Below are 22,262 nucleotides of genomic sequence, written 5' to 3' on the forward strand. Positions count from 1 at the left end.
CTGCTCATCGGCCCGGCCTCACTGCTGGGTACGGGGGAAGGAGACCTCCACCCGGCGGTTCTTCTTCCGGCCGGCCTCGGTGGAGTTGTCGGCGATCGGGTACTGCTCACCGTAGCCGCGGACGTCGAAGGTGACGTTCGGGTTGTTCAGGTCCTGGTCGAGTACGGCTTGTACGGCGTTGGCGCGCTGCCTGGAGAGGGTGTCGCCGTGGGCGGAGGAGCCGAGGTTGTCGGTGAAGCCGAAGACGCGGACCTGGGTGGCGTTCTGCTTCCTGATCTCCTCGGCGATGCCGGCGATACGGGCTTTCGCCTCTTCACCGAGCTTGGCGCTGTCCTTGTCGAACAGCACCTCGGCCTGGAGCGCGAAGGTCACGTCGGCGTTGGTGTCCTCACGCCGCTCGTCTCCGCTCTGGTCCTCCACGACCGACTTGATGTCCAGCACCTTGGCCGCAGCCAACGTGGCCCCCTCCGGAAGCTTCAGGTCCGGATCCGTCGGATCCACTTTCACCGGGGCGGCGGCGGTGGGTTCCGTACCGGGCGGTTCACTGGGACCACCGTCATCGGCGACGGCCACGGCACCGGGCAGACACACGACGACCAGAAGAACGGCGGCGGTGAGAGCGAGGCGGGGGTTGGTGGTCACTGGGGCCTCACCCGGAGATCTTGATGGTGGCGGAAGAGAACGTCGGCAGCTGGAAGGCCACCTCGGTCACGTTCGCCGGAGGTGCTGGGAACTGCATGAAGACCGCCAGGGTGTCACCGGCCCTGAGTGTGGAGAAGCCGGTGGTCGTCAGTGGACGGCCCTCGGTGTCTCGCAGAACGTAGTACCGCTTCTTGCCCTGCGGATCGACGAGCGTGGCACCGCCCAGAGACCTGCCGTTCCTCAGGATCTCGGTCTCATTGCCGCTCAGGGCGGAAGGGATGACAACACTGTCCGCCGCATCGTTCTTCAAGGTGCCGTTGACGGTGACAAAGCCGCCCGAGTCGCGCTGAGCCGAGGTGATCTGGAGAAGCAGGCCGTCCGAGCCCTTGAGTTCGGTCAGCGGCTCGTCCGACTCCCCTTCCTGAGTGCTTGGCCCGGACTCACTTGTCTTGGAGGCGGACACCGAGCTGTCCGGCTTCTTGTCGTCATCGCCACTGCCGCCGCAGCCGGCCACACAAACGACCAGACCAGCTACAACGGACAGTGCGACCATCCCCCTGCGGGCCTTCGCAGCGCACCGAATGCTCATCGCTCCGCTTCCTTCGTCACTCATCGTCAGCTTGTCGGTCAGCCCAGGTGAACGTCGAAAAGGTCTTCGGGTTTCGGGAGTTCCGACGGCTCGTCCGGGTTCAGCTCCCAGGCCTTGTCTTTGCAGGTGAGTTGCGGCAGCGCCTCGTCTCCGGCCCGCTCGCCGGAGAGGTCGAAGGTGCAGAGCGGCTCGATGACGGCAGTTGCGGAGGCGGTCGACTTGAAGTTCTCCGTCCCAGGTACGACGGAACGGCCGACGGACTTGTTGGTCTTCACATCGACCCGGTACTCCAGCAACTCCGGGGAAAGGCACGTGTTCACATGAGCATCGTTCTGCGCCGCGAGTTGTTCGGCCCGCCAGCACGGGTCGTCGATTCCCGCCTTGCCCTCGAAGACGTCCTGCCATTTCGTCGGATCGAGCAGCAGCTTCACCCACTGGTCCGTGAGTTGTTCGCGAGCGTTCTGAGCCGCCGCGAGCGCTGCCGCGTCAGCAGCCGTCTGTGTTCCTTCCCGGTTCACCGCGGCCTGACCGACGGCAAGGTACGCGAGCGCAAGAAAAAGCAGGCCTGCCACCACCGTGATGTAGATGGGGAAGGCCTGCCCTGCGTCGCGGCGGGGAAGAATCAGCCGCCGGTGACCTCGGAAATCTTCTGCGTGATCGCGTCGTAGATCGACTGGCCGATGCTCGTACCCGTGATCGCCAACACGATCGCCACGACCACCGCGATGATGCCGAGGTACTCCACCGCAGTCTGACCCCGGTCGTCGTGCATGGCACGGGCCTGCAGATACGCGACGGTGGTGTTGAACCATTTGCTCACGGTTTTCCCCTCCAGCTTCGCCTCGGACCCGGGGAGCGTACGGTGAAACGGTCCGGTTGCCAGAGGGCCCCAGGACCCAACCCCAGGCCCATTCCGCCCCGGTGTTCCTGCCCTGCCCGCGCATGTCAGGTCACCCCCAGCCACTTCGCTGTCGCCTGGGACCTCGTGGTGCTGTGGAGCTTGGCGAAGATGCGGTTGATGTGGTTCTTGACCGTCTTCTCGCTGATGAAGCAGGCGGCGGCGATCTGCTGGTTGGTCATGCCGGACGCGATGAGGTCCATGATCTCCGCCTCCCTCGCGCTCAGCCGGAACCCCGATCGGAATGACTGTCCCACAGATGGTTGCATTTGCGAAAGGGCTTTGAGGTCAGAATTCCCTGTATTGTCGGGGTGTTGGAGGGGTGCGTGTGCAGGTGCACTTTGTCTTAGGTCCGTCAGCAACGCCCTCGCCGCCCCTGGTGTCACATGCGGCCGGCCCTCCCGGACATCCCGCACCGCCCGCACCAACTGCTCCGTCGTGAACTCGCCGTGCACCAGATATCCGCCCGCCCCCAGCCGCAGCGCCTCACGTACGGTCTCCGTCTCGTGGGTGTAGGTGAGCATCATGACGGGGGCCAGCCGCACCAGGTGCGGCAACGCCGAGATTCCGTCGACTCCGGGCATGCGGACGTCGAGGAGGATGACGTCGGGCCGGTGCCGGAGCGCCGCCTCGTACGCCTCGCGGCCGTCCCTCGCCTCCGCCACCACCGTGGTGTCCGCGCGGCCCGAGAGCAGGGTCGTCAGGCCGGCGCGGACCACGGGGTTGTCGTCGGCGACCAGCAGCCGCAACGGTGGCGAGGCCGGCGCCGGGGGTGGGAAGTCGGGCCGGGGCGCGCTGTGTGATGACCGCATGGTGTCTCCTCCTCTCAGGCTGGCCGGGACAGGGGGGTGGACGGTTCGGACGCGGCCGAGGGGCCGGCGCGGCCGGGGGTGCGCAGGGGGACGTCCAGGCGTACCTCCGTGCCTCGTGCGTGGGCGCCCCTTCCCACGCGGATGCGGGCGCCCGCCTGTGCCGCCCGTTCGACCATGCCGAGCAGGCCGAAGTGGCCGCAGTCGCGGAGCCGTTCGAGGGTGGTGCCGGGCGGGAGGCCGGTGCCGTCGTCGTGGATCGTGAGGCGGAGCAGGTGGCCGTCGACCGCCGCTCGGACGTCCACACGGGTCGCCGACGCGTGGCGGTGGGCGTTTTCCAGTGCCTCCGTGGCGATCGAGAGGAGGTGGCGGGCCACGGGGGGCAGCAGGGGCGGCAGACCGGCGGGGTTCTCGGCCGCCCAGTGGCAGGTCACCGGCAGGCCCGTGCGGCGGGTGAAGGCGGCCGCCCGGTCGGGCAGTTCCTGCCAGAGCGGGGACGGGGTCGACGGGGACTGGGCCGTGGTATCCGGCTGGTCCCGTCGCAGGTCCGTCAGCAGTTCGCGGGACTCCGCCGCCGCCCTGCGCGCCGAGCGGGACACCAGGTCCGCCTGATCCCGGATGCGGGACGGGTCGGGCTCCGCCGCCGCGGCCGTGGCCGCCAGGCCGTCCGCCGCGAGGGCCACGCCGTACAGGGTCTTGGCCACGGAGTCGTGCATCTCGCGCGCCAGCCGGGCGCGTTCCGCGCTCACCGCCTCCGCCGCCGCGAGGCGGGCCTGGACCGCCGTCAGGGCCTGGGTCGCGGCGCCGAAGCGGAGCATCAGGTTGCGCAGGGTCGAGCCCATGGCGCCGGCGATGACGCAGAGGCCGGGCAGGAGCAGGGCCTCGGCGACGGGTGCGTGCCGGTCGGCCTTCAGGGTGGCGTGGACCAGGAGCAGGATCAGGGCCTGGAGGGAGGCGAAGCCGGCCGCGCCGCGCCAGCTGTAGACCAGGCCGGCCAGGAGCGGGGTGCAGACGCTGACGTAGGCGAGGGTGGTGTCCGGGCCCGCCGAGATCAGGAGGAGGGCGCCGAAGAGGGTGTCGGCGGCCAGCAGGCTGGGGTGGCGCAGGAGGAGGGGGCTGAAGCGCTCCCAGTCGCGGAAGAGGACGTAGGACACCATGAAGGTGACGACCACGGCGGCGCCGACCAGGCGAGCGCCCAGGCCGGGGGCGGCGTTGAGCAGGGCGGCGGGGGCCGACAGGACGATCATCGCCAGGCGGAAGCCGAAGACCTGGCGGCACATGGCCTGAAGGGCACGGATCTGGAGCTTCTCGGACGGCTCGGCCGGCGGTGCCACCTCCTCCCGCTGCGCCACCCACGACTCGACCGACGGCGCCACCTCCTCCCGCTGCGCCACCGACGGCTCGACCGGTGGTGCCGCCCCCTCCCGCTGCGCCACCGACGGCTCGGCCGGTGGTGCCGCCCCCTCCGGCTGCGCCCCCCGGCCCGGCTGCGCCACCTCCTCCAGCGAGGTCTCGGCTACCGCCGGCCCCCGCCCGGCCATCTCCCCGACCGACCGACGCCCACCCCACCCCGTCCGCGCCGGCCCCTGCCCGGCCCTCTCCCCCCCGACCGACCGACGCCCACCCCACCTCGTCCGCTCCGGTCCGGCCGTCCCGGCTGCCCCGCCCCGCGTGCCCGGCGGCCGGTGTGCGAGCCGGCCGGCGGCCTCCCGCAGGCGCGCGCCGAGGCGTGCTCCTCCCATGCGCTTCCCGCGTCCCGTCAGGCCCGTCGTCGTCATGGCCACCTCACTTCCCCGTGAGCGAGCCGAAGTCCACGCCGGAGCCGAGCAACAGGCCCGCGCCCAGCAGGAGCATCGTCGCCGGGACCATGAAGGTAGTGATCATCAGCGTGGCCTTGGGCACCGCGCGGGCGGCCTTGCGGCGGGCGTTCTGGGCGTCGGTGCGGCGCATGTCCTTGGCCAGGGAGACCAGGGTGTCCACGATGGGCGCGCCCAGCTCCTCGCCCTGCTGAAGCGCCGTGACGAACATGGCCACCTGCTCGGAGTCGTTGCGCCGGCGCAGTTCCGCGAAGGCCTGTCGGCGGCTCATGCCGAGGTCCATCTGGCGCAGGGTGATGCGGAGTTCGTCGGCCCACGGGCCCTCGTAGCGCGAGGCGACCCGGTCCAGGGCCTGGCGGAAACCGAGGCCCGCACTGACCACCACCGCGAGTACGTCCAGGAAGTCGGGCAGGGTGCGCTCGATGACGTCCTTGCGGACCCGGATCGCCGACCAGATGCCCACCTCCGTCCAGAACGCGCCGAAGAGCAGCAGGAGCAGCGCGACGAACCACTGGCCGCGGAGCAGGAAGACCAGGAAGCCGACGCCGCCGAGCGCGCCGTAGACCGCGCGGCGGGCCGCGTAGCGGTCGATGGTCAGGCCGCCGGGGTTGCCCGCGAGGTCGATCTTCCTGCGGTACCTGGCGACCAGGCGCGGGCCCATCAGGCGCAGCACGGCGGGGGCGTAGCGCATGCCCATGCGGTCGATCACCGAGCCGACCGCGCCGGTGCGGGTGGCGCCGACCTCCAGGGCGACGGCCAGGTCGCCGGGGAGCTTGGCGTCCGCGCGGTACATGCGGACGCCGGCGAAGGCGCCCCAGACGCCGAGGCCCATCAGCAGCGCGAGCAGGAATCCCATGTCAGGCCCGGCCCCTCACACATCGATCCGGCTCAGGCGCCGGATGAGCGCGAAGCCGACGGCGTACATGGCGAACGCGATGATCACGCACGCCTGGCCCACCGGTGAGCCGGTCATGCGGTCCAGCGCGCCGTCCTTGACGCCGTTCATCAGGAACAGCGCGCCGACGCCGAGGACCGGGACGGCGTACGACGTCATGGTCACCTGGGAGAGCTGGGTGCGGATCTCGCGCCGGGTCTCCTTGCGCTCCTCCAGGGTCTCGGTGAGGTTGCGCAGGGCGGAGACCACCTGGCCGCCCGCCCGGTTGGACAGCACCAGCGTCGTGACGAGGACGACCAGTTCGCGCGAGGGAAGGCGGTCGGCCAGTTCGCCGAGCGCGTCGTCCAGGGAGTGGCCGATGGCCAGCTGGTCGGCGACCTTGGCCAGTTCCTCGCCGGCCGGGGCCTCCAGCTCCTCCGCGGCCATGCCGATCGCGGTGCGCAGGGCGAGGCCGGCCTGGGTGGCGTTGGCCAGGATGCGGGCCAGTTCGGGGAGTTGGTTGATGAAGCGTTCGATGCGTTTCTGGCGCTGCCAGTTGAGGAACTGGACCGCCGCCCCGACTCCGAGGAGCCCGGCGATCGGGCCGAAGAAGGGGGCCAGGGTGGCCTGGCCGATCAGCCAGAGCGCGGCGACCGCGGCGAGCATGGCGACGAAGAACTCGCCCGGTGTGACGTCCAGGCCGGTCGCCGCCAGCCGCCGTTCCAGCCACCGGCCGAGGCGGGTACGGCGCAGCCGCCGGTCCAGGTCGCGGAAGCGGCGTCTGCGGCCGGCCGCCGGTGGCAGGCCGGTGTGCGCGAGGCGGTCCACGAGGGCGGCGCGTTGGGCCCGGCCCGAGGCGTAGCTGTGCACGCCGGCCACCGCCAGGACGCAGGTCAGCAGCGCCACGCCGGTGGTGAGCTGGACGAGGGTGTGCAGTTCCATGGTCCTGGGTCCTACCTGGCTTCTCGGGTGGCTAGCTGGTCGGCGGTGCGGGCGACGCCGAATGCCTGCGGGATCGGCTGGCTCGCCATGTAGAGGCGGTCGGCGGTACGGCGAGGCAGCGGGAAGTACCGGAAGGCGCCGTGGACACGGCCGTCGGGGGTCATGGGCCGGGCCTCGAAGCGGGCCACGGTCGCCAGCCGGTACGGCTCCCCGCCGTGGCTGTCGAGCAGCGCGATCTCGGTGATCCGGCGGGCGCCGTCGGCGAACCGGGTGAGCTGGACGATGACGTCGACGGCGCTGTTGATCTGGTCGTGCAGCGCTACGAAGGGGACCTCGACGTCGGACATGGAGGCGAGGGTCTGGAGCCGGGTGAGGGCGTCCTCGGCGCTGTTCGCGTGCACGGTCGCCAGCGAGCCGTCGTGGCCCGTGGACATCGCCTGGAGCATGTCCAGGGACTCACCGCCGCGGACCTCACCGACCACGATCCGGTCGGGGCGCATGCGCAGGGAGTTGCGGACCAGGTCGCGGATGATGACCTGGCCCTTGCCCTCCACGTTCGGCGGGCGCGACTCCAGGCGGACCACGTGCGCCTGCTGGAGCTGGAGTTCGGCGGAGTCCTCGATGGTGATGATGCGCTCGTGCGGCGGGATCAGCCCGGACAGGGCGTTCAGCAGCGTCGTCTTGCCGGTGCCGGTGGCGCCGGAGACGATGATGTTGAACTTGGCCTGCACCAGGCCCGCCAGCAGATACACCATGTGCTCGTCGAGCGAGCCGAAGCCGATCAGTTCCTGGAGGGTGAAGGAGCGCGGGAAGCGGCGGATGGTGAGGATCGGGCCGGTCAGGGACAGCGGCGGGATGATGACGTTGACGCGCTCGCCGGAGGGAAGGCGGGCGTCCACCATCGGGTTGGACTCGTCCACCCGGCGGTTGACCGTGGACACGATCCGCTCGATGGTCTGCATCAGCTGGTCCGCGGAGGCGAACCGCAGGGGCAGCTGCTCGACGCGGCCGCCGCGCTCCACGAAGATCGCGTCCGGCCCGTTGACCATGATCTCGGTGATGGACGCGTCTTCCAGCAGCGGTTCCAGGATGCCGAGGCCGAGCGCCTCGTCCACCACCCGGCGGATCAGCTGGGACCGCTCCACCGTCGACAGCACCGGGCCCTCGCGGCTGATGATGTGCCCGAGCACCCGTTCCAGACGCGCCCGGCGCTCGGCCGCCGCGAGCGAAGTCATCTCCGCGAGGTCGATCTCCTCCAGCAGCTTGGCCCGGTAGGAGGCGACCAGATGCCCGTCCTCGCCCCGGCTGCCGTGCTCCTCCGGAGTGCTGATGCGTGCCCGCAGACTCATGGGGTTCGCTTCTCCTCGGTCAGTGGTCGAGCGGCATGGTGGCGGACTTGGTGGCGGTGCCGAGGTCCCAGACGATCGCGGGGATGTGGACGGTCGCGGTGACGGTCACGGAGTCGCCTCCCCGGGCGGCCGAGCACGCCACCCGGATCCCGCCGCTCACCGCGTCCGCGCACGCCTGCGTGTACGACTGCTCCAGCGACGCCGCCCGCGCCCCCGCCCGGGCCGCCGTACCGGCCTGCTCGGCCGCGTACGCGACCGCGCCGATCTGGAACCCGGCCAGCCCGACGATCAGCAGGACGGGGATGAACCCCAGGTATTCGATGGCGACTTGCCCCCGGTCGCGGCTGCGGCGGTTCGGCATCTCAGCGCTTCGCCTCCTCGACGGCACCGGCGTGGCCGTGCACGGTGACCGGGAAGTCGACGAGGCCGGGGAAGAGCACGGGGACCTTGAGGGCCACGTCGGCCGTCACATAGCCGGCCCCGCCGCACTGTTCCACGCTGGCACCCCCTCGCCACGCCCCCGACAGATGCCTCAGCGCGGCCTGCTCGCACACCGCGAACCGCTCCCCCGGAGGCACCGCCGTCCCGGCTCGCACGCCCTCGTCCGCAGCATTCCCCGCGAGTGTGTAGGCGTACCCCACGAGTACGGCCTGCCACATCAGCACCAGTGTGAGGACGATCAGCGGGGTCATGCCGAGTAACTCGACGCTGACCTGTCCCCGGTCCCCGTCCGGCCGTTTCATGGAGCGCTCACTCCTTCCGCCGCCGAAAACTCACCGCTCCCCGCCCGGCGCCCCGGTGGGAGCTCCCCTCGGCGGCGCCCTTCACCAGCCCCAGCTCCCCCGCGAGCGCCCACAGCGCCTGCTTCACGGTGCTTCGGGCGTCCAGCTCGTGGACCCGTCCGGCGTCCACGACGCCCTGAAGCTCCTTGAAGTTGGCGGGGACGGTGGTCCGTGCCAGTGCCGTACCCGTGATCCGCTGCACCAGCGCGGGCTGGATCTCCGTACTGCGCGTGTGCCGGTTGACGACCACCGTGGTCTCCTCGGCCTTGCGGATCTGGAGCCGGTCCCACATCCGTACCGTCCGCTTGGCCGCGCGTACGGAGATGACGTCCGGGGTGGTGACGAGCAGGGCCGTGTCGGCCATCTCCACCGCCGCGGCGCCCGCCCCGCCGAGCTGGGCGCCGCAGTCGATGACGACGACCTCGTAGCGGGAGCGCAGGGCGCTGATCAGCTGGCGGGCGGCGCGGTCGGTGACCTCCTCGCCGCGTTCGCCCTCGCCGGGCGCGAGGAGCAGCGCGAGGCCGGTGTCGTGCCGGAAGACGGCGTCGGCGAGGACGCGCGGCGAGATGTCGGTGATGGCGGCCAGGTCGGCGACCGAGCGGCGGAACTGGATGTCCAGGTAGGAGGCGATGTCGCCGGTCTGGAGGTCGAGGTCGACCAGCGCGGTGGGCCGGCCGGAGGCCTGGGCGGCGAGGGCCAGCTGGACGGCGGTCAGGGTGGCGCCGGTGCCGCCCTTGGCGCCGCTGACGGTGACGACCGTACCGCCGGCCCCGCCGAACACCTCGCCGCCGTGCCCGAGGTGCCGTCGTACGCCCGTCGACCACTGCGCGACGGCCTGGACACGGTTGGCGAGTTCCTCGTACGACAGCGGGAGCGCGACCAGGCCGCGGGCGCCGGAGTCCATGGCGGCGGCGAACAGGCCGGGGCTCGCGTCGGTGGTGACGAGGATGACGCCGACGGCCGGGAAGCGCAGGGCGACCTCGCGGATCAGCTCCAGGGCCGGGACCGGGCCGATGCGTTCGTGGACGACGACGACCTCGGGCAGCTCGTCGACCGACTCGGCGGCGAGCCGGGCGAGGGTGTCGACCAGCTGGGTGGAGTCGGTCACCGGCGGCTGCGGTTCGGCGTCCGGGAGCTGGCTGAGCAGGGTGGTGAGGGAGCGGACGGCGTCCGGGTCCGCGCCGGCCGGGAGGATCCTGGTGGGCATGCGGGCCGCCTCTCACTTGTCCGTCGCGAGTTCGTAGGTGCGGTCCTTGTCGGGGACGCTGGTCTCGCTGCCGGGGGCCACGAGCGCGAGCCGGACGCGCTGGGCGAAGGACTCGGCGTAGGTGATGCGCTGGGCGTCGATGGTGGACAGCGCGAAGGTGATGGGGACGGCTTCGGTGGGCTGCCGGCGGTTGTCGCTGTCGGTGTCCAGGGCGGTGATCTGGCCGACGTCGAGGACGCGGGCGCTGGTCACGATGATCTTCGACTGGTCGGGGTCGCCTTCCTTCTTTCCCTCGAAGGTGGCATAGACGTTGACACGCGACCCGGGGGTGATCTTGCCGGCGACACCGGTCGCCGCGTCGATCATGATGGCGACCTCCTGCTGGCCGGCCTGGAGGGCGGGCTGGTCCACGATCATGTCGGTCTGGAGCAGGGAGCCGGTGCGCAGGGTGGTCACGGCGATCTTGCCGCGGATCTGCCTGAGGTCGGTGACGGCGTTGCCGGACAGCCACCGCCTGGGCATCGTCGTCTTCTCGAACTGGTCCGTGCTCAGCGCGGTGTACGGCTTCACCTCGGACCTGACCCGGTAGGCGGTGACCTCGGGCCCGACCTTGGAGTTCACGTCGTGGACGACGGAGAGGACGCCGGCGAACGCGCCCAGAGCGCACAGGACCGACAGGATCAGGAGTATCACGCCGCGGCGCTGACGGGAGTTCATGAACCGTGCAACCTCATCGGGGGGGGATCGGTCGAGCGGGGTATGGGTCACGTGCGCGGGGTCAGGCGGGCGTTCTCGCTTCGAGGGCGCGTGGGGCCGGGGGTTCGTGGGCGGGCGGTCCGGCGGAGCAGAAGACGCAGCGGTCGCCGATGACGTCGATGCCGCACCAGTGGCAGCTGGTCTGCCGTACGGACGCGACCAGTTGGTAGAGGACCGACAGGTCGGCGAGGTAGCCGCAGAACTCGACCATGCGGCCGGTCCCCCACCACACCGGTGACTCGGCGGGCAGCGGGGTCTCGCGCAGCCCGTGCACGCCCCACCGGGTGCCGAGGCCGGCGGTCCAGTCGCCGGGCAGCTGCCCCTTCGCGACCAGCATCCAAGTGCTGAACTCGGGCCCCTTGAGGGTGGCGCCCGGCGCGACCTTGACGAGCTGGGGCTCGGGATGGGCGAGGACGGCGAACTGGCTGCCCGGCACCCAGGATCTGGCGTGCGCCTTCAGTCCGACGGGGACCCTGTCCAGCTTGGCGACGGAGCCGAGGACGGCGCCGGCGTGGATGTAGTGGGTGAGCAGCCGTCCGGCGGAGGCGAGCACGCCCGGGCTCAGGTCGCAGGAGGCGAGCTGGCGCAGCTGCCGGGCGAGGACGGCGATGCCGAGGGGCGGCAGCTCCGGGCGGAACAGGGCGATACGGTCGCTCTCCAGCAGCGAGCGCAGGGTGTACAGCCGCCGGACGACCGGCTCCGGGGTGGCCTGGGAGCACACGACGACGACGTGTCCGTACTGCTCGGTCAGTGCGTGGAGTTCGGTGAGGGCCTGGTCCAGCGGCTTGCGGTCGAGGCCGCTCAGCACGACGGCGGGCATGGTCCGTTCGTCCTGCGCCGGCAGCGCCATGTCGGCGCTGGTCACGGCAATGGCAGTTGGCACGCGCAGCTCCCCGCTCTTCACACCCGCCGGCCCACCGGGGTAACTCCCATGCGCCAGGGCGACTTCATTGCGTGACTACCTGAGCACTGTATCCACGGCCGTATGGCCGGAGAACAGCGTTTGTGAAGCCGGTGTGGAACTCTCCCGGAGCAAGTCCCGCCAAACCTGGACAGGTTGAGCTGGCACCGGAGGACCGTTTTGGTCTGGACCTCTTGACACCCGGATTGGTCTGGACCAACTTAGGCGCAAGCGGTGGCCACCGCCCTCTCCCTCCCCTCCCCGCCAACTCCCCACCGGAGGCACCTGTGGACCGCGCAGCAGGCACACCCAGACCCCGCGGACGGCGGCTCACGACATGGTCCGCCGCCACCGCCCTGGCCCTCTCGGTCGCGGGCCTCTCGGCGGCCGGCCCCGCGTCCGCCGCGGACGTCAACAACGTCCGCAACGCGGGCTTCGAGTCGGGCCTGACCAACTGGACCTGTTCGGCCGGCAGCGGTACGACCGTCTCCTCACCGGTGCACGGCGGCTCCGGCGCGCTGAAGGCGACCCCGGCGGGCCAGGACAACGCCAAGTGCACCCAGTCGGTGGCGGTCAAGCCCAACGCGACGTACACGCTGAGCGCGTGGGTGCAGGGCGGCTACTCCTACCTCGGCGTGACGGGTACCGGCACCACGGACGTCTCCACCTGGACCCCCGACACGACGTCCTGGAAGCAGCTGTCGACGACCTTCACCACGGGCGCGTCGACGACGTCGGTCACGGTCTACACCCACGGCTGGTACGGCCAGGCGGCCTACTACGCCGACGACATCTCGGTCCACGGCCCCGACGGCGGCTCGGGCGGTGACCCGGCCCCGACGGTCCCGGCGGCGCCCGCCGGCCTCACCGTCTCCGGTACGACGTCCTCCTCGGTCTCCCTGTCGTGGTCGACGGTGTCGGGCGCGACCGGCTACAACGTCTACCGGAACGGCACCAAGGTGACGGCGGTGACGGGCACGTCGGCGACGGTGACCGGCCTGACGGCCGCGACGTCGTACGCGTTCCAGGTCACCGCCACCAACGCGGCGGGCGAGTCGGCGAAGTCGGCGACGGTGACGGGCACGACGTCCTCCGGCACGGGCGGCGGCGGGGGCGGTGCCCTGCCCAAGCACGCGGTCACCGGTTACTGGCAGAACTTCGACAACGGCGCGACGGTCCAGAAGCTGTCCGACGTCCCCTCGGCCTACGACATCATCGCCGTGGCCTTCGCGGACGCGACCTCCACGCCGGGAGCGGTGTCCTTCAGCCTGGACTCCTCCGGCCTCGGCGGCTACTCGGTCGACCAGTTCAAGGCCGACATCAAGGCCAGGCAGGCGGCCGGCAAGAAGGTCGTCGTCTCGATCGGCGGCGAGAAGGGCACGGTGTCGGTGAACGACGCGGCATCGGCCACGAACTTCGCGAACTCCGTCTACGCGCTGATGCAGACGTACGGCTTCGACGGTGTCGACATCGACCTGGAGAACGGTCTGAACGCGACGTACATGACGCAGGCGCTGCGCGCCCTGTCGGCCAAGGCGGGCTCGTCCCTGATCATCACCATGGCGCCACAGACGATCGACATGCAGTCGACGTCGAACGCCTACTTCCAGACCGCGCTGAACGTGAAGGACATCCTCACGGTCGTCAACATGCAGTACTACACCAGCGGTTCCATGCTCGGCTGCGACGGCAAGGTCTACAGCCAGGGCTCGGTCGACTTCCTCACCGCCCTGGCCTGCATCCAGCTGGAGGGCGGCCTGTCCCCGTCCCAGGTCGGCCTCGGCCTCCCGGCCTCCACGCGAGCGGCGGGCAGCGGCTACGTCTCCCCCACGGTGGTGAACAACGCCCTGGACTGCCTGACGGCCGGCACCAATTGCGGCACCTTCAAGCCGTCCAAGACCTACCCCGGCCTGCGGGGCGCGATGACCTGGTCCACGAACTGGGACGCGACGTCCGGGAACGCGTGGTCCAACCCGGTGGGGGCACACGTGCACGCACTGCCGTGACGTGACCGGCACGCCCTACGGTCACCTTGAGCGCCCGGGCCTTCAGGTCCGGGCGCTGCCATGCGTCCGGGCGGCCGAACTCGAGCGGTCAGCCAGTCATTCCTTTTGCACCTGGCAACAAGACGGTGTGATGATCCCGGGCATGGCTGAACACGGGGGAAGCGCAGCCCGGTTGGGCAATACCCGCAGGTCGCGGCTGTACGACTACGTGGACTCGGTCGAGACCGGCCAACAGCAGGCCTCCGGCGGAGCCGAGCGCAGGCGGCGCGAGTTCGCCGTCCTGCTGGGGCAGTTCCGGCGTACGGCCGTACTGGTCCCCCTCGATGCGGAAACCGGTGCCCCGCTGACCGCCGACCACGGCGGCGTCCGCTGGATCTATGCCTTCTCGAACGAACAGGCTCTTGCGCGTTTCGCGCTCGCGCGGAGGGAGGGCGACCGGGAGTGGGCGTACCAGCGGTGGCTGGGCGCACGCCTGCTGGATGCCGCGGTACCCGCGGCCGGGGTGCCGTGCGGGGTGGCGCTGGACTGCGCGGACGGGGAGGACGGGACGGTCTTTCCTCCGGTGCGCGGGATCGTGCCGGACGAGGTGGCGGTGGATGTCGACGGCGAGACGGGGGACGAGAGGTGACCGAAGGCAGCGGCAAGGATCTGGCGACGGAGGGGCTGGCCCTGATCGCCAAGGGCCTGACCGATGCGCTGGGGGAGTTGAAGGAGCTGGGCGGGTTCGGCACGTCCGGGGCCGGGCGGGGCTTCGGTGAGGTCGCGCTGTCCGGGCTGGAGCTGGGGCACGAGGGTCTTACGGGGGATTTCAAGTCGTTCTGTGAGCGCTGGGAGTGGGGCGTTCGGTCGCTGATCAACGAGGGCAACGGGTTCGCTGAGAAGACGGGTCTGGCGGCGGGTACGTATTTCGAGACCGACAAGTACGTCGAGGGCACTGTCAAGGTCGTGGAGAACGCGGCCATCGGCAATCCGTACGCGTCCGAGGAGGACGTGGAGAAGATGGGCTGGGGGGAGATCGCCGAGTCCGGGGCGTACGGCGGGGACGTGGACTACAGCAAGGAGTCCTTCGAGGAGGCGTGGGCCAACAGCAAGCAGGGCTGGAAGGACGCCGGCCGGGACATGGCGACCTCACGGGTTCTGGGGCCGTTGAGCCCGGGCGCTGACACCGTCGGTATGACGGACGCCGAGTACGCCGAGTACCTCGACGACACCTTCGGCCCCTCCCCGGAGGCCCGCGCCAGGGCTGCCGCCGAGCAGCAGGGCGGTGAGGGCTGATGGGGATCGGGGACATCACCAACTCGCTGCTCAGCGGGGGCGAGCGGCTGGTCGACGGCGGCAAGAAGCTCCTCGGCGAGACCGTCGACTACACCACGGACAAGATCGGCGAGGGCCTGGACCATGTCGGGGCGCACAAGTGGGCCGACGTGGTGGAGGACTGGGGTGACGGGGTCGCCTCCGACCTGGGCGCGACCCCGGGTGAGCAGCAGCTCGGCGAGACCGAGGAGGCGAACGAACTCGTCCACGGCAGCCCGGTGAAGATTCGCGAGAGCGCCAAGCACCTGCGGGACTTCCATGGCGCGTTCGACAAGGTCGGCCAGGGGCTGAAGAAGGTCGACTCCTCCGGCTGGAAGGGGGAGGGCGGTGACGCCTTCCGCAAGAAGTTCGGGGTGCACCCGACCAAGTGGGCGCATGCGGCGGAGGCGTGCAGGACGGCGGCTGCTGCCTTGGAGTCGTACGCCGACACCGTGAAGTGGGCTCAGGGCCAGGCGAAGGAGGCCGTAGCGCTTTACAAGAAGGGCGTGAAGGCGTCCAAGGACGCGTTCGACGCCCACCAGGAGAAGGTCGAGTCGTACAAGGCCAAGGCGGACGCGGGCGAGGATCCCGGCCCGAAGCCCGGGCAGTTCCACGATCCGGGCAAGGCCGACGTCCAGGCCGCCCACCACAAGCTGGCCGAGGCCCGCAAGCAGCGCAACACCGCCGCCTCCGAGGCGCAGAGCCAGGTGAAGGCGGCCCTGGCCCACGCCCCCGCCGAACCCCCACCGCTGAACCGTCTCAAGGGTGACTTGAGGGACGGCGCCGTGTCCACCGGCATCGAACTCACCCACTTCGCGGGTGGTGTCGCCAAGGGCACGGCCGGGCTGGTCAACTTCGTCCGCGGCCTGGACCCCATGGACCCCTACAACCTCACCCACCCGGCCGCCTACATGCAGAACGTCAGCATGACGCTCTCCGGTCTGACCTCCACCGCCGCCCACCCCGAGCGGACCGCGAAGACCATGTGGGACGAGTTCCGCAAGGACCCGTCCGAGTTCGGCGGACGCATGCTCCCCCAGTTCCTGGGCACCGACGGCCTCGGCGTGGAAGCGGGTCTCGCCCGGAAGGCGGCGGAGACAGGGCTCACCCGACGGGCGGCGGAGGCCGCGGCGGAACGCGAGGCGCGGGCCGGAGCGGAGGGCGCGACCGGGAAGTCGGCCCGGGACCGGGTGAACGAGGACCCCCAACAGCCCTCCCGCACCGACGAAGCGGTGGAGAGCAAGAACACCGACCCCATCGACCTCGCCACCGGCAAGATGTACCTGCCGCAGACGGACGTCGCCCTCCCCGGCGCACTGCCCCTGCTCCTGACCCGGCGGGTGGAATCCGGCTACCACCTGGGCCGCTGGTTCGGCCCGTCCTGGTCCTCCACTCTGGACCAGCGCCTGGAGATCGACGCGGAGGGAGTCGTCTACGTCAGGGAGGACGGCCTCCTCCTGTCGTACCCCCACCCCGCCCCCGGCCTGCCCACCCTGCCCAGCCACGGCCCCCGCCTCCCCCTGGACCGGGTGGACGACGGCTACACCATCACAGACCCTCACACCCGCCGCACCTGGCACTTCGCCGACCGAGGCCCCGACCTGGCGGTCCTCGCACAGATAGACGACCGCAACGGCAACTGGACCACCTTCGAATACGACCCCGAGGGCACTCCCCTGGGCGTGTACACGAGCGCCGGCCAGGGCGTCCGCATCACAACGGAAGCGGGCCGCGTAACGGCATACCACCTGACCGCCACCGGCGAGGAACTGAAGCGCTTCGGTTACACGGACGGCAACCTCACGCAGGTCATCAACTCATCGGGCCTGCCGCTCCGCTTCACCTACGACGAGCGGGGCCGCATCACTTCCTGGACGGATACGAACGACCGCAGCTACACGTACGAGTACGACGATCAGGACCGCTGCACAGCGGAGGGCGGCTCGGAAGGCCACATGGCCCTCCGCCTGACCTACACAGACCCCGACCCGACGACGGGTCTGCGGACGACGACGGCAACGACGGCCGAGGGCCGTACCCGCCGCTACCTGGTCAACGACGCGTGGCAGGTCGTAGCGGAGACCGACCCACTGGGCGCGACGTCCCACTACCGCCGAGACCGCTACAACCGCCTGCTGTCCACGACCGACCCCCTGGGCCACACGACGACGTTCGAGTACGACGATGCCGGCAACCTCACCCGGGTGATCCGCCCGGACGGCCGCGAGGCGCGGGCGGAGTACGACGACCTGGGTCTGCCGCTGAAGGTGGTGCGTCCGGACGGCACGGTGATCCGCCAGACGTACGACGACCGGGGAAACCGCACATCTGTCACGGACCCGGCAGGACAGACGACCCGCTTCACGTACACAGAGGCCGGCCACCTGACAGCGGTGACGGACCCCCTGGGCCATACGACGACGGTCGTGTGTGACCGGGCGGGTCTCCCGGTGGAGGTCTCGGACCCGCTGGGCGCCACGACACGGTATGAGCGGAACGCTCTCGGTTTGCCGACCGCGATCACGGATCCCAGCGGCGCCACTACCCGCCTGGAATGGTCACTCGAAGGCCACCTGACCCGCCGCACGGCCCCCGACGGCACGACGGAGACCTGGACCTACGACGGCGAGGGCAACTGCACGAGCCACACAGACCCGCTCGGCGGCGTCTCGCGCTTCGAGTACACCCACTTCGACCAGCTGACGGCCCGCACCGGCCCGGACGGCGTCCGCTACGAATTCGACCACGACACGGAACTGCGCCTGACGAAGGTCACCAACCCGCAGGGCCTGACGTGGACGTACGAGTACGATGCGGCCGGCCACCTGGTACAGGAGACGGACTTCGACGACCGCACGCTGGCCTACGAGTACGATCCGGTCGGTCGCCTCGTCTCACGGAGGAACGCCCTCGGCGAAGTGACGACCTTCGACCGCAACGAGCTGGGCCAGGTGCTGCGCCAGGACGCGGCGGGCCAGGTCACCACTTATGCCTACGACCTGACCGGTCGACTGGCCCAAGCGACGGGGCCGGACGGAACGACACTGACGCTGCTGCGGGACCGCTACGGCCGCCTGCGCTCGGAGACGGTCAACGGCCGCACGGTGAAATACACCTACGACGCGCTGGGCCGCCGCACCGGTCGCACCACCCCGACCGGGGCCGAGACAACGTGGTCGTACGACGCGGCGGGCCGCCGAACGGCCATGGTGGCCTCGGGCCGGGCCATCGACTTCACGTACGACGACGCGGGCCGCGAACTGACCCGGCATGTCGGCGGCGCTATCGCCCTCCAGCACAGCTTCGACGCCCTGGGCCGCCTGACAACCCAGTCGGTGACCGGAGTGCAGGGCCGCACGGTCCAACGCCGGACATACACCTACCGGGCCGACGGCAACCTGACCGGCATAGACGACCACCTGTCCGGCACCCGCCGCTTCGATCTCGACGCGACGGGGCGGGTGACGGCGGTCCACGCGGCGAACTGGACCGAGCGCTACGCCTATGACGAGGCAGGCAACCAGACCCACGCGTCCTGGCCGTCCGACCACCCGGGCGGGGAGGCAAGAGGCCCACGCACGTACGCCGGCACCCGCATCACCCGAGCCGGCAACGTCCGCTACGAACACGACGCCCTGGGCCGCATCACGCTCCGCCAGAAGACCCGCCTGTCCCGCAAGCCGGACACCTGGCGCTACGAGTGGGACGCCGAAGACCGCCTGACGTCAGTCGTGACCCCCGACGGCACCCGCTGGCACTACACATACGACCCCCTGGGCCGCCGCACGGCAAAACTCCGTTTGGCGGACGACGGCGAAAGGGTCGTGGAGCGGGTGGACTTCACCTGGGACGGCACCACCCTCTGCGAACAGACGACAACATCCGCCGACCTCCCCCACCCTGTCACCCTCACCTGGGACCACCAGGGCCTGCGCCCGCTCTCCCAGACGGAACGCATCACCCCGGCGGAAGCCCCACAGCAGGAAATCGACTCCCGCTTCTTCGCGATCGTCACGGACTTGGTCGGCACCCCGAGCGAGCTCATCGACGAACAGGGCGAGATCGCCTGGCGAACGCGCAGCACCCTGTGGGGAACGACGGCGTGGGCGACAGACAGCACGACATACACGCCCCTACGTTTCCCGGGCCAGTACTACGACCCGGAAACCGGCCTCCACTACAACTACTTCCGCCACTACGACCCCGAGACCGCCCGCTACCTCAGTCCCGACCCGCTCGGGCTTGGACCAGCGCCGAACCCGGGCACATACGTCCACAACCCAATCACGTACTCCGACTCCCTCGGGCTCGCACCTGATTGCCCCCCGAAGGGCGAAAAAGAAAATCCCTTCGCCACACGAGAAGAGGCTGAGCGTGCAGCCTTTGACGCGGCGGGGGTACCTTATGGGGCCATTCCTGACGCGGAATGGGTGGTCACGGACGTCAAACACCAGGCTCACATGCCCGGCTATTTCTATTCCGACAACGTCACCCACCTGGGAAGGTTTCGGCAGTTTGAGACACCAGGCGGGTCTCGTGTCATTGTGGAGCATACGTTTGACAAGGCCGGACCCCATTTCCATGCAGGGCAGCCTAAACTCGACCCGACAAGAACAGGAGTAAACTTCGGCTGGGACAACTCACCTGGCGACTTCTACCGGTACAAGGATTCCTGGGAGCGGTATGACGCCATCGACAAACCTGGCGGCGATCATCACTTCTTCTACGAGCATGGCTGGGGCTCATGGTAGGAACACATGAAATGACCGAAGGCGGCGAGATTGACTGGGAGTCGACGATTCGAAAGTGCGGCCTAGAAGTCTCGCAAGCACCCCCGGTCCCGGGCTCATTGCATCCCGAGATCGCCGCCCTCAGAGTATCAGGCGGAAATGTCCGACCTGCTGTCACAGTGGCGAAGAAGGGAAACTCTCTAAGCATTCTCGATATGCGCTGGCAGGAAGTGGCTTACCCGCTGATCACTTCGCACGACCGAGAATTCTTGATCATACTGTGGGGGGCGGGGTCACTCAGACAGGGATGGTTCCGCGTGCGCGACCCCAGGCCCCTAGAAACGGGATTGCCCTCCCGCGTCCGCACCGCCATCGGCAGGCCGGAATTCTGTTGCCTCTCCCTCGATGGCAGCGCACTGTGCGCAGTCACAGTCGAACAAGACGAATACTGGATCGTCACGCACGAATTCGAGTAACGCGATCGAGAGTCACCGGCCCACGTCGTGCACCGCGTGCACGACGTGGGTCGGCGCTGGTTGAGTCTGCACCCGACCGGGGGCACCGAGGAACGTGCACGGCGGCTCGCGGCTCAGTACTGCTGCACGGATGCCGCTCTGGTCGAGGCTCTGGTCACGATGGCGACGGACAGGACACAGGGCTGGTGGGAGGAGTACCGAGGCCGGCTCCCGACGCCGTTCATGGATCTACCCGCACTGGAGCACCACGGCAGCTACCGGTGGGAAGTGGAAGATCCTTCATCCACGGGCTGGCGAAGGCGCTGTGAGCATGCTGCCCCCGGAACCTGGCAGAAGTCGCCCTTCTCCGGAGGTTGCCAGGAGGACGCCTGCGTGGAGGTCGCCGACCTGGACACCCACATATCCATCCGCGACTGCAAAGCCCCCCACCCTGTCACCCTCACCTGGGACCACCAGGGCCTGCGCCCGCTCTCCCAGACGGAACGCATCACCCCGGCGGAAGCCCCACAGCAGGAAATCGACTCCCGCTTCTTCGCGATCGTCACGGACTTGGTCGGCACCCCGAGCGAGCTCATCGACGAACAGGGCGAGATCGCCTGGCGAACGCGCAGCACCCTGTGGGGAACGACGGCGTGGGCGACAGACAGCACGACATACACGCCCCTACGTTTCCCGGGCCAGTACTACGACCCGGAAACCGGCCTCCACTACAACTACTTCCGCCACTACGACCCCGAGACGGCGCGGTACCTCAGCGCGGACCCCCTCGGTCTTGCCCCGGCCCCCAACCCCGCCACGTACGTCTTCAACCCGCAGGCGTACTCCGATTCACTCGGACTCGCACCGGACTATCCCGAAGCGGAAGAGTCACGAGGGCCTTTTGACTTCAGGGAACCGAATCCGAATCACCCTCCAAGTGAAGCCGCAACGACCGCCATGAGGTCGGCACCAATCGGCGGAAACGTAGACTGCTCAGAAATCGCCGAGTATATCCTGCGCGAAACGGGCGGTCAGGGTAAAATCATCAACTTCACAGCACACGGAGGCCGCGATATCACCATCCCCGAGAAGATGGGACAGGTATTGAGTGATTATCGATACCATGACGTCTACACCGACGGACGGTACGTGTACGACCCTGCGATGAGTAAGCATCCGATTCCATACGGAGACTACGAGCGGGCCATCCGCCTAACAAATCCGGGAAAGAAGCTCGTCGTCACAAACGGCGGGTATTCCGGCCCCCTCTGGTGAGACGGATCGATCACATGCTCAACAGAAACACCGAGGCAGCGCAAGCCCTCAGCAGATTCGGCGAGCTGGCTTGGTTTGCACTGCCCAAAGAATACAACGACGTATACGGCTACCATCAAGTTCCTTATCTGGGGTGGCGTTACACATCCCCCCAGGAAGGTATCGCAGAGTTCATCGAGAATGCCGTGAGTAAAGTGCCCACCCAACTCGAGTGGGAGCTCGACAGGACTAGGAGGAACTGGGTCCTGCTGCCGAGCCGGATTTTGCATGAAGCTCAGGGGCTCGAAAATCCTGCTTTCTCGGACGTCGTCCACTCCATCAACACCCAAGACGAAGAATTCTGCCTCACGGCACTCTCCGATTTCGAGCTGATCATCCGACATCTCCAGCAGATCCCGATGCCAGCACACTGATCCAAAGTCGTCCGAGACAGGGCATCTCACGCCTCTCGGATCACCGTCCGAGGAATTCGGGCTCCCTCCCGCCAGGTGACTCAAGGCGCTGAGCAGTGTCAGTGGTGCCGGACAAGCGTGTGGCGCCGTCCCACCCCTGGAGCGGGGCGGGCGGCGCCACGTGGCAAAGATCGGAGCGCTAGCCGGGGAACGGCTTGCTCTGGTTGTCCTCCGCCTGGATGCACGCGTCGAGCTTCCTCTCGAGGGCGGTCGCGTCGCTGAGGGCCTTCCTGGCCGCCGCGGTCTCCCCCAGCTGCTTCAGCTTCGCGGCCTTCTCCTTGAGGGCGGCGATCTGATGGCGCAGCTCGCTCTTGTTGCACGTGATGGAGGCCTTGACCAGGACCGCGCCCCGGTCGGCCGACGTGGCGGCGTGGGCGGGCATCGACGTGACGAGGAGGCCTCCGGCGATGGCCGCGGAGACGGCCAGGGCGGCAAAGCGCTTGGTCATGTGTTCCCCCAGATGGAGCTTGGGTTGGTCTTTACCA

Annotated in this window: 20 protein-coding genes and 1 pseudogene; 6 read left to right on the forward strand and 15 right to left on the reverse strand. The window is 69.3% G+C overall.

The window, feature by feature from the left end:
* Positions 1 to 18: 18 nt before the first annotated feature.
* The 14 genes from ACZ7DL_RS01375 to ACZ7DL_RS01440 all read right to left on the reverse strand — a co-directional run bounded on the left by ACZ7DL_RS01375 (position 19) and on the right by ACZ7DL_RS01440 (position 11,569).
* On the reverse strand, positions 19 to 642 hold the full coding sequence (locus ACZ7DL_RS01375; RefSeq protein WP_470770477.1) for an OmpA family protein: 624 nt from the start codon (positions 640 to 642) through the stop codon (positions 19 to 21).
* Positions 643 to 649: 7 nt separating this feature from the next.
* Entirely contained in the window at positions 650 to 1,231 is a 582-nt protein-coding gene (locus tag ACZ7DL_RS01380; protein ID WP_470771176.1) for a hypothetical protein, read from the reverse strand.
* Between the two features lie 38 nt (positions 1,232 to 1,269).
* Positions 1,270 to 1,854 (reverse strand): pilus assembly protein TadG-related protein, encoded by a 585-nt coding sequence (locus tag ACZ7DL_RS01385; RefSeq protein WP_470771177.1) that lies wholly within the window; start codon positions 1,852 to 1,854, stop codon positions 1,270 to 1,272.
* Entirely contained in the window at positions 1,854 to 2,051 is a 198-nt protein-coding gene (locus ACZ7DL_RS01390; RefSeq protein WP_470770479.1) for a Flp family type IVb pilin, read from the reverse strand. Before ACZ7DL_RS01390 ends, ACZ7DL_RS01385 begins: the two co-directional genes overlap by 1 nt.
* Before the next feature lie 125 nt (positions 2,052 to 2,176).
* Positions 2,177 to 2,941 (reverse strand): response regulator, encoded by a 765-nt coding sequence (locus ACZ7DL_RS01395; RefSeq protein ID WP_470770480.1) that lies wholly within the window; start codon positions 2,939 to 2,941, stop codon positions 2,177 to 2,179.
* Positions 2,942 to 2,955: 14 nt separating this feature from the next.
* Entirely contained in the window at positions 2,956 to 4,479 is a 1,524-nt protein-coding gene (locus ACZ7DL_RS01400; RefSeq protein ID WP_470770481.1) for a sensor histidine kinase, read from the reverse strand.
* Positions 4,480 to 4,723: 244 nt separating this feature from the next.
* Positions 4,724 to 5,611 carry a DUF5936 domain-containing protein gene (locus tag ACZ7DL_RS01405; protein ID WP_470770483.1) on the reverse strand — a complete coding sequence of 296 codons (888 nt, stop codon included), beginning with the start codon at positions 5,609 to 5,611 and terminating at the stop codon, positions 4,724 to 4,726.
* A 15-nt stretch (positions 5,612 to 5,626) separates the two neighbouring features.
* Positions 5,627 to 6,571: a type II secretion system F family protein gene (locus ACZ7DL_RS01410; protein WP_470770484.1), complete on the reverse strand. Its 945-nt coding sequence runs from the start codon at positions 6,569 to 6,571 to the stop codon at positions 5,627 to 5,629.
* A gap of 11 nt (positions 6,572 to 6,582) precedes the next feature.
* The gene (locus ACZ7DL_RS01415) at positions 6,583 to 7,920 is read right to left on the reverse strand and encodes a CpaF family protein (RefSeq protein ID WP_470770486.1); all 1,338 of its coding nucleotides are present in this window, start codon (positions 7,918 to 7,920) and stop codon (positions 6,583 to 6,585) included.
* 19 nt (positions 7,921 to 7,939) lie between these two features.
* Entirely contained in the window at positions 7,940 to 8,281 is a 342-nt protein-coding gene (locus tag ACZ7DL_RS01420; protein ID WP_470770487.1) for a TadE/TadG family type IV pilus assembly protein, read from the reverse strand.
* Position 8,282: 1 nt separating this feature from the next.
* Positions 8,283 to 8,663: a TadE family protein gene (locus ACZ7DL_RS01425; RefSeq protein ID WP_470770488.1), complete on the reverse strand. Its 381-nt coding sequence runs from the start codon at positions 8,661 to 8,663 to the stop codon at positions 8,283 to 8,285.
* Between the two features lie 7 nt (positions 8,664 to 8,670).
* Positions 8,671 to 9,909: an AAA family ATPase gene (locus ACZ7DL_RS01430; protein WP_470770490.1), complete on the reverse strand. Its 1,239-nt coding sequence runs from the start codon at positions 9,907 to 9,909 to the stop codon at positions 8,671 to 8,673.
* A gap of 12 nt (positions 9,910 to 9,921) precedes the next feature.
* A complete protein-coding gene (gene cpaB / locus ACZ7DL_RS01435; RefSeq protein WP_470770492.1) occupies positions 9,922 to 10,626 on the reverse strand; it encodes a Flp pilus assembly protein CpaB in 705 nt (234 codons plus the stop codon).
* 61 nt (positions 10,627 to 10,687) lie between these two features.
* Positions 10,688 to 11,569, reverse strand: coding sequence for a hypothetical protein (locus ACZ7DL_RS01440; protein ID WP_470770494.1), 882 nt, complete (start codon positions 11,567 to 11,569; stop codon positions 10,688 to 10,690).
* Positions 11,570 to 11,853: 284 nt separating this feature from the next.
* On the opposite strand from ACZ7DL_RS01440, the gene ACZ7DL_RS01445 reads away from it, so the two are divergent.
* The 6 genes and pseudogenes from ACZ7DL_RS01445 (at position 11,854) to ACZ7DL_RS01470 (ending at position 21,738) form a co-directional block, all read left to right on the forward strand.
* Complete coding sequence (locus tag ACZ7DL_RS01445; RefSeq protein ID WP_470770496.1) at positions 11,854 to 13,572, forward strand: chitinase; 1,719 nt, start codon at positions 11,854 to 11,856, stop codon at positions 13,570 to 13,572.
* 142 nt (positions 13,573 to 13,714) lie between these two features.
* A complete protein-coding gene (locus tag ACZ7DL_RS01450) occupies positions 13,715 to 14,200 on the forward strand; it encodes a hypothetical protein (protein ID WP_470770497.1) in 486 nt (161 codons plus the stop codon).
* Positions 14,197 to 14,847 carry a hypothetical protein gene (locus ACZ7DL_RS01455; protein ID WP_470770499.1) on the forward strand — a complete coding sequence of 217 codons (651 nt, stop codon included), beginning with the start codon at positions 14,197 to 14,199 and terminating at the stop codon, positions 14,845 to 14,847. Before ACZ7DL_RS01450 ends, ACZ7DL_RS01455 begins: the two co-directional genes overlap by 4 nt.
* Entirely contained in the window at positions 14,847 to 19,616 is a 4,770-nt protein-coding gene (locus ACZ7DL_RS01460) for a putative T7SS-secreted protein (protein ID WP_470770500.1), read from the forward strand. Before ACZ7DL_RS01455 ends, ACZ7DL_RS01460 begins: the two co-directional genes overlap by 1 nt.
* A 710-nt stretch (positions 19,617 to 20,326) precedes the next feature.
* A pseudogene (locus ACZ7DL_RS01465) lies at positions 20,327 to 20,927 on the forward strand (RHS repeat-associated core domain-containing protein); the annotation flags it as partial.
* Positions 20,928 to 21,339: 412 nt separating this feature from the next.
* Positions 21,340 to 21,738 (forward strand): hypothetical protein, encoded by a 399-nt coding sequence (locus tag ACZ7DL_RS01470; RefSeq protein WP_470770502.1) that lies wholly within the window; start codon positions 21,340 to 21,342, stop codon positions 21,736 to 21,738.
* 178 nt (positions 21,739 to 21,916) lie between these two features.
* On the opposite strand, the gene ACZ7DL_RS01475 is transcribed toward ACZ7DL_RS01470, so the two are convergent.
* Positions 21,917 to 22,225, reverse strand: a complete 309-nt coding sequence (locus ACZ7DL_RS01475; RefSeq protein WP_470770503.1) for a hypothetical protein — start codon at positions 22,223 to 22,225, stop codon at positions 21,917 to 21,919.
* Between the last annotated feature and the right edge of the window lie 37 nt (positions 22,226 to 22,262).

It is taken from the genome of Streptomyces sp. NPDC036984, assembly GCF_055607665.1.

Bases quoted from the DNA above. Each gene is read 5' to 3' on its own strand.
- ACZ7DL_RS01380 (WP_470771176.1), bottom strand. From the start codon at position 1,231: ATGAGCATTCGGTGCGCTGCGAAGGCCCGCAGGGGGATGGTCGCACTG.
- ACZ7DL_RS01395 (WP_470770480.1), bottom strand. From the start codon at position 2,941: ATGCGGTCATCACACAGCGCGCCCCGGCCCGACTTCCCACCCCCGGCG.
- ACZ7DL_RS01400 (WP_470770481.1), bottom strand. From the start codon at position 4,479: ATGGCCGGGCGGGGGCCGGCGGTAGCCGAGACCTCGCTGGAGGAGGTG.
- ACZ7DL_RS01405 (WP_470770483.1), bottom strand. From the start codon at position 5,611: ATGGGATTCCTGCTCGCGCTGCTGATGGGCCTCGGCGTCTGGGGCGCC.
- ACZ7DL_RS01410 (WP_470770484.1), bottom strand. From the start codon at position 6,571: ATGGAACTGCACACCCTCGTCCAGCTCACCACCGGCGTGGCGCTGCTG.
- ACZ7DL_RS01415 (WP_470770486.1), bottom strand. From the start codon at position 7,920: ATGAGTCTGCGGGCACGCATCAGCACTCCGGAGGAGCACGGCAGCCGG.
- ACZ7DL_RS01420 (WP_470770487.1), bottom strand. From the start codon at position 8,281: ATGCCGAACCGCCGCAGCCGCGACCGGGGGCAAGTCGCCATCGAATAC.
- ACZ7DL_RS01425 (WP_470770488.1), bottom strand. From the start codon at position 8,663: ATGAAACGGCCGGACGGGGACCGGGGACAGGTCAGCGTCGAGTTACTC.
- ACZ7DL_RS01430 (WP_470770490.1), bottom strand. From the start codon at position 9,909: ATGCCCACCAGGATCCTCCCGGCCGGCGCGGACCCGGACGCCGTCCGC.
- cpaB (WP_470770492.1), bottom strand. From the start codon at position 10,626: ATGAACTCCCGTCAGCGCCGCGGCGTGATACTCCTGATCCTGTCGGTC.
- ACZ7DL_RS01450 (WP_470770497.1), top strand. From the start codon at position 13,715: ATGGCTGAACACGGGGGAAGCGCAGCCCGGTTGGGCAATACCCGCAGG.
- ACZ7DL_RS01460 (WP_470770500.1), top strand. From the start codon at position 14,847: ATGGGGATCGGGGACATCACCAACTCGCTGCTCAGCGGGGGCGAGCGG.
- ACZ7DL_RS01470 (WP_470770502.1), top strand. From the start codon at position 21,340: ATGCTCAACAGAAACACCGAGGCAGCGCAAGCCCTCAGCAGATTCGGC.
- ACZ7DL_RS01475 (WP_470770503.1), bottom strand. From the start codon at position 22,225: ATGACCAAGCGCTTTGCCGCCCTGGCCGTCTCCGCGGCCATCGCCGGA.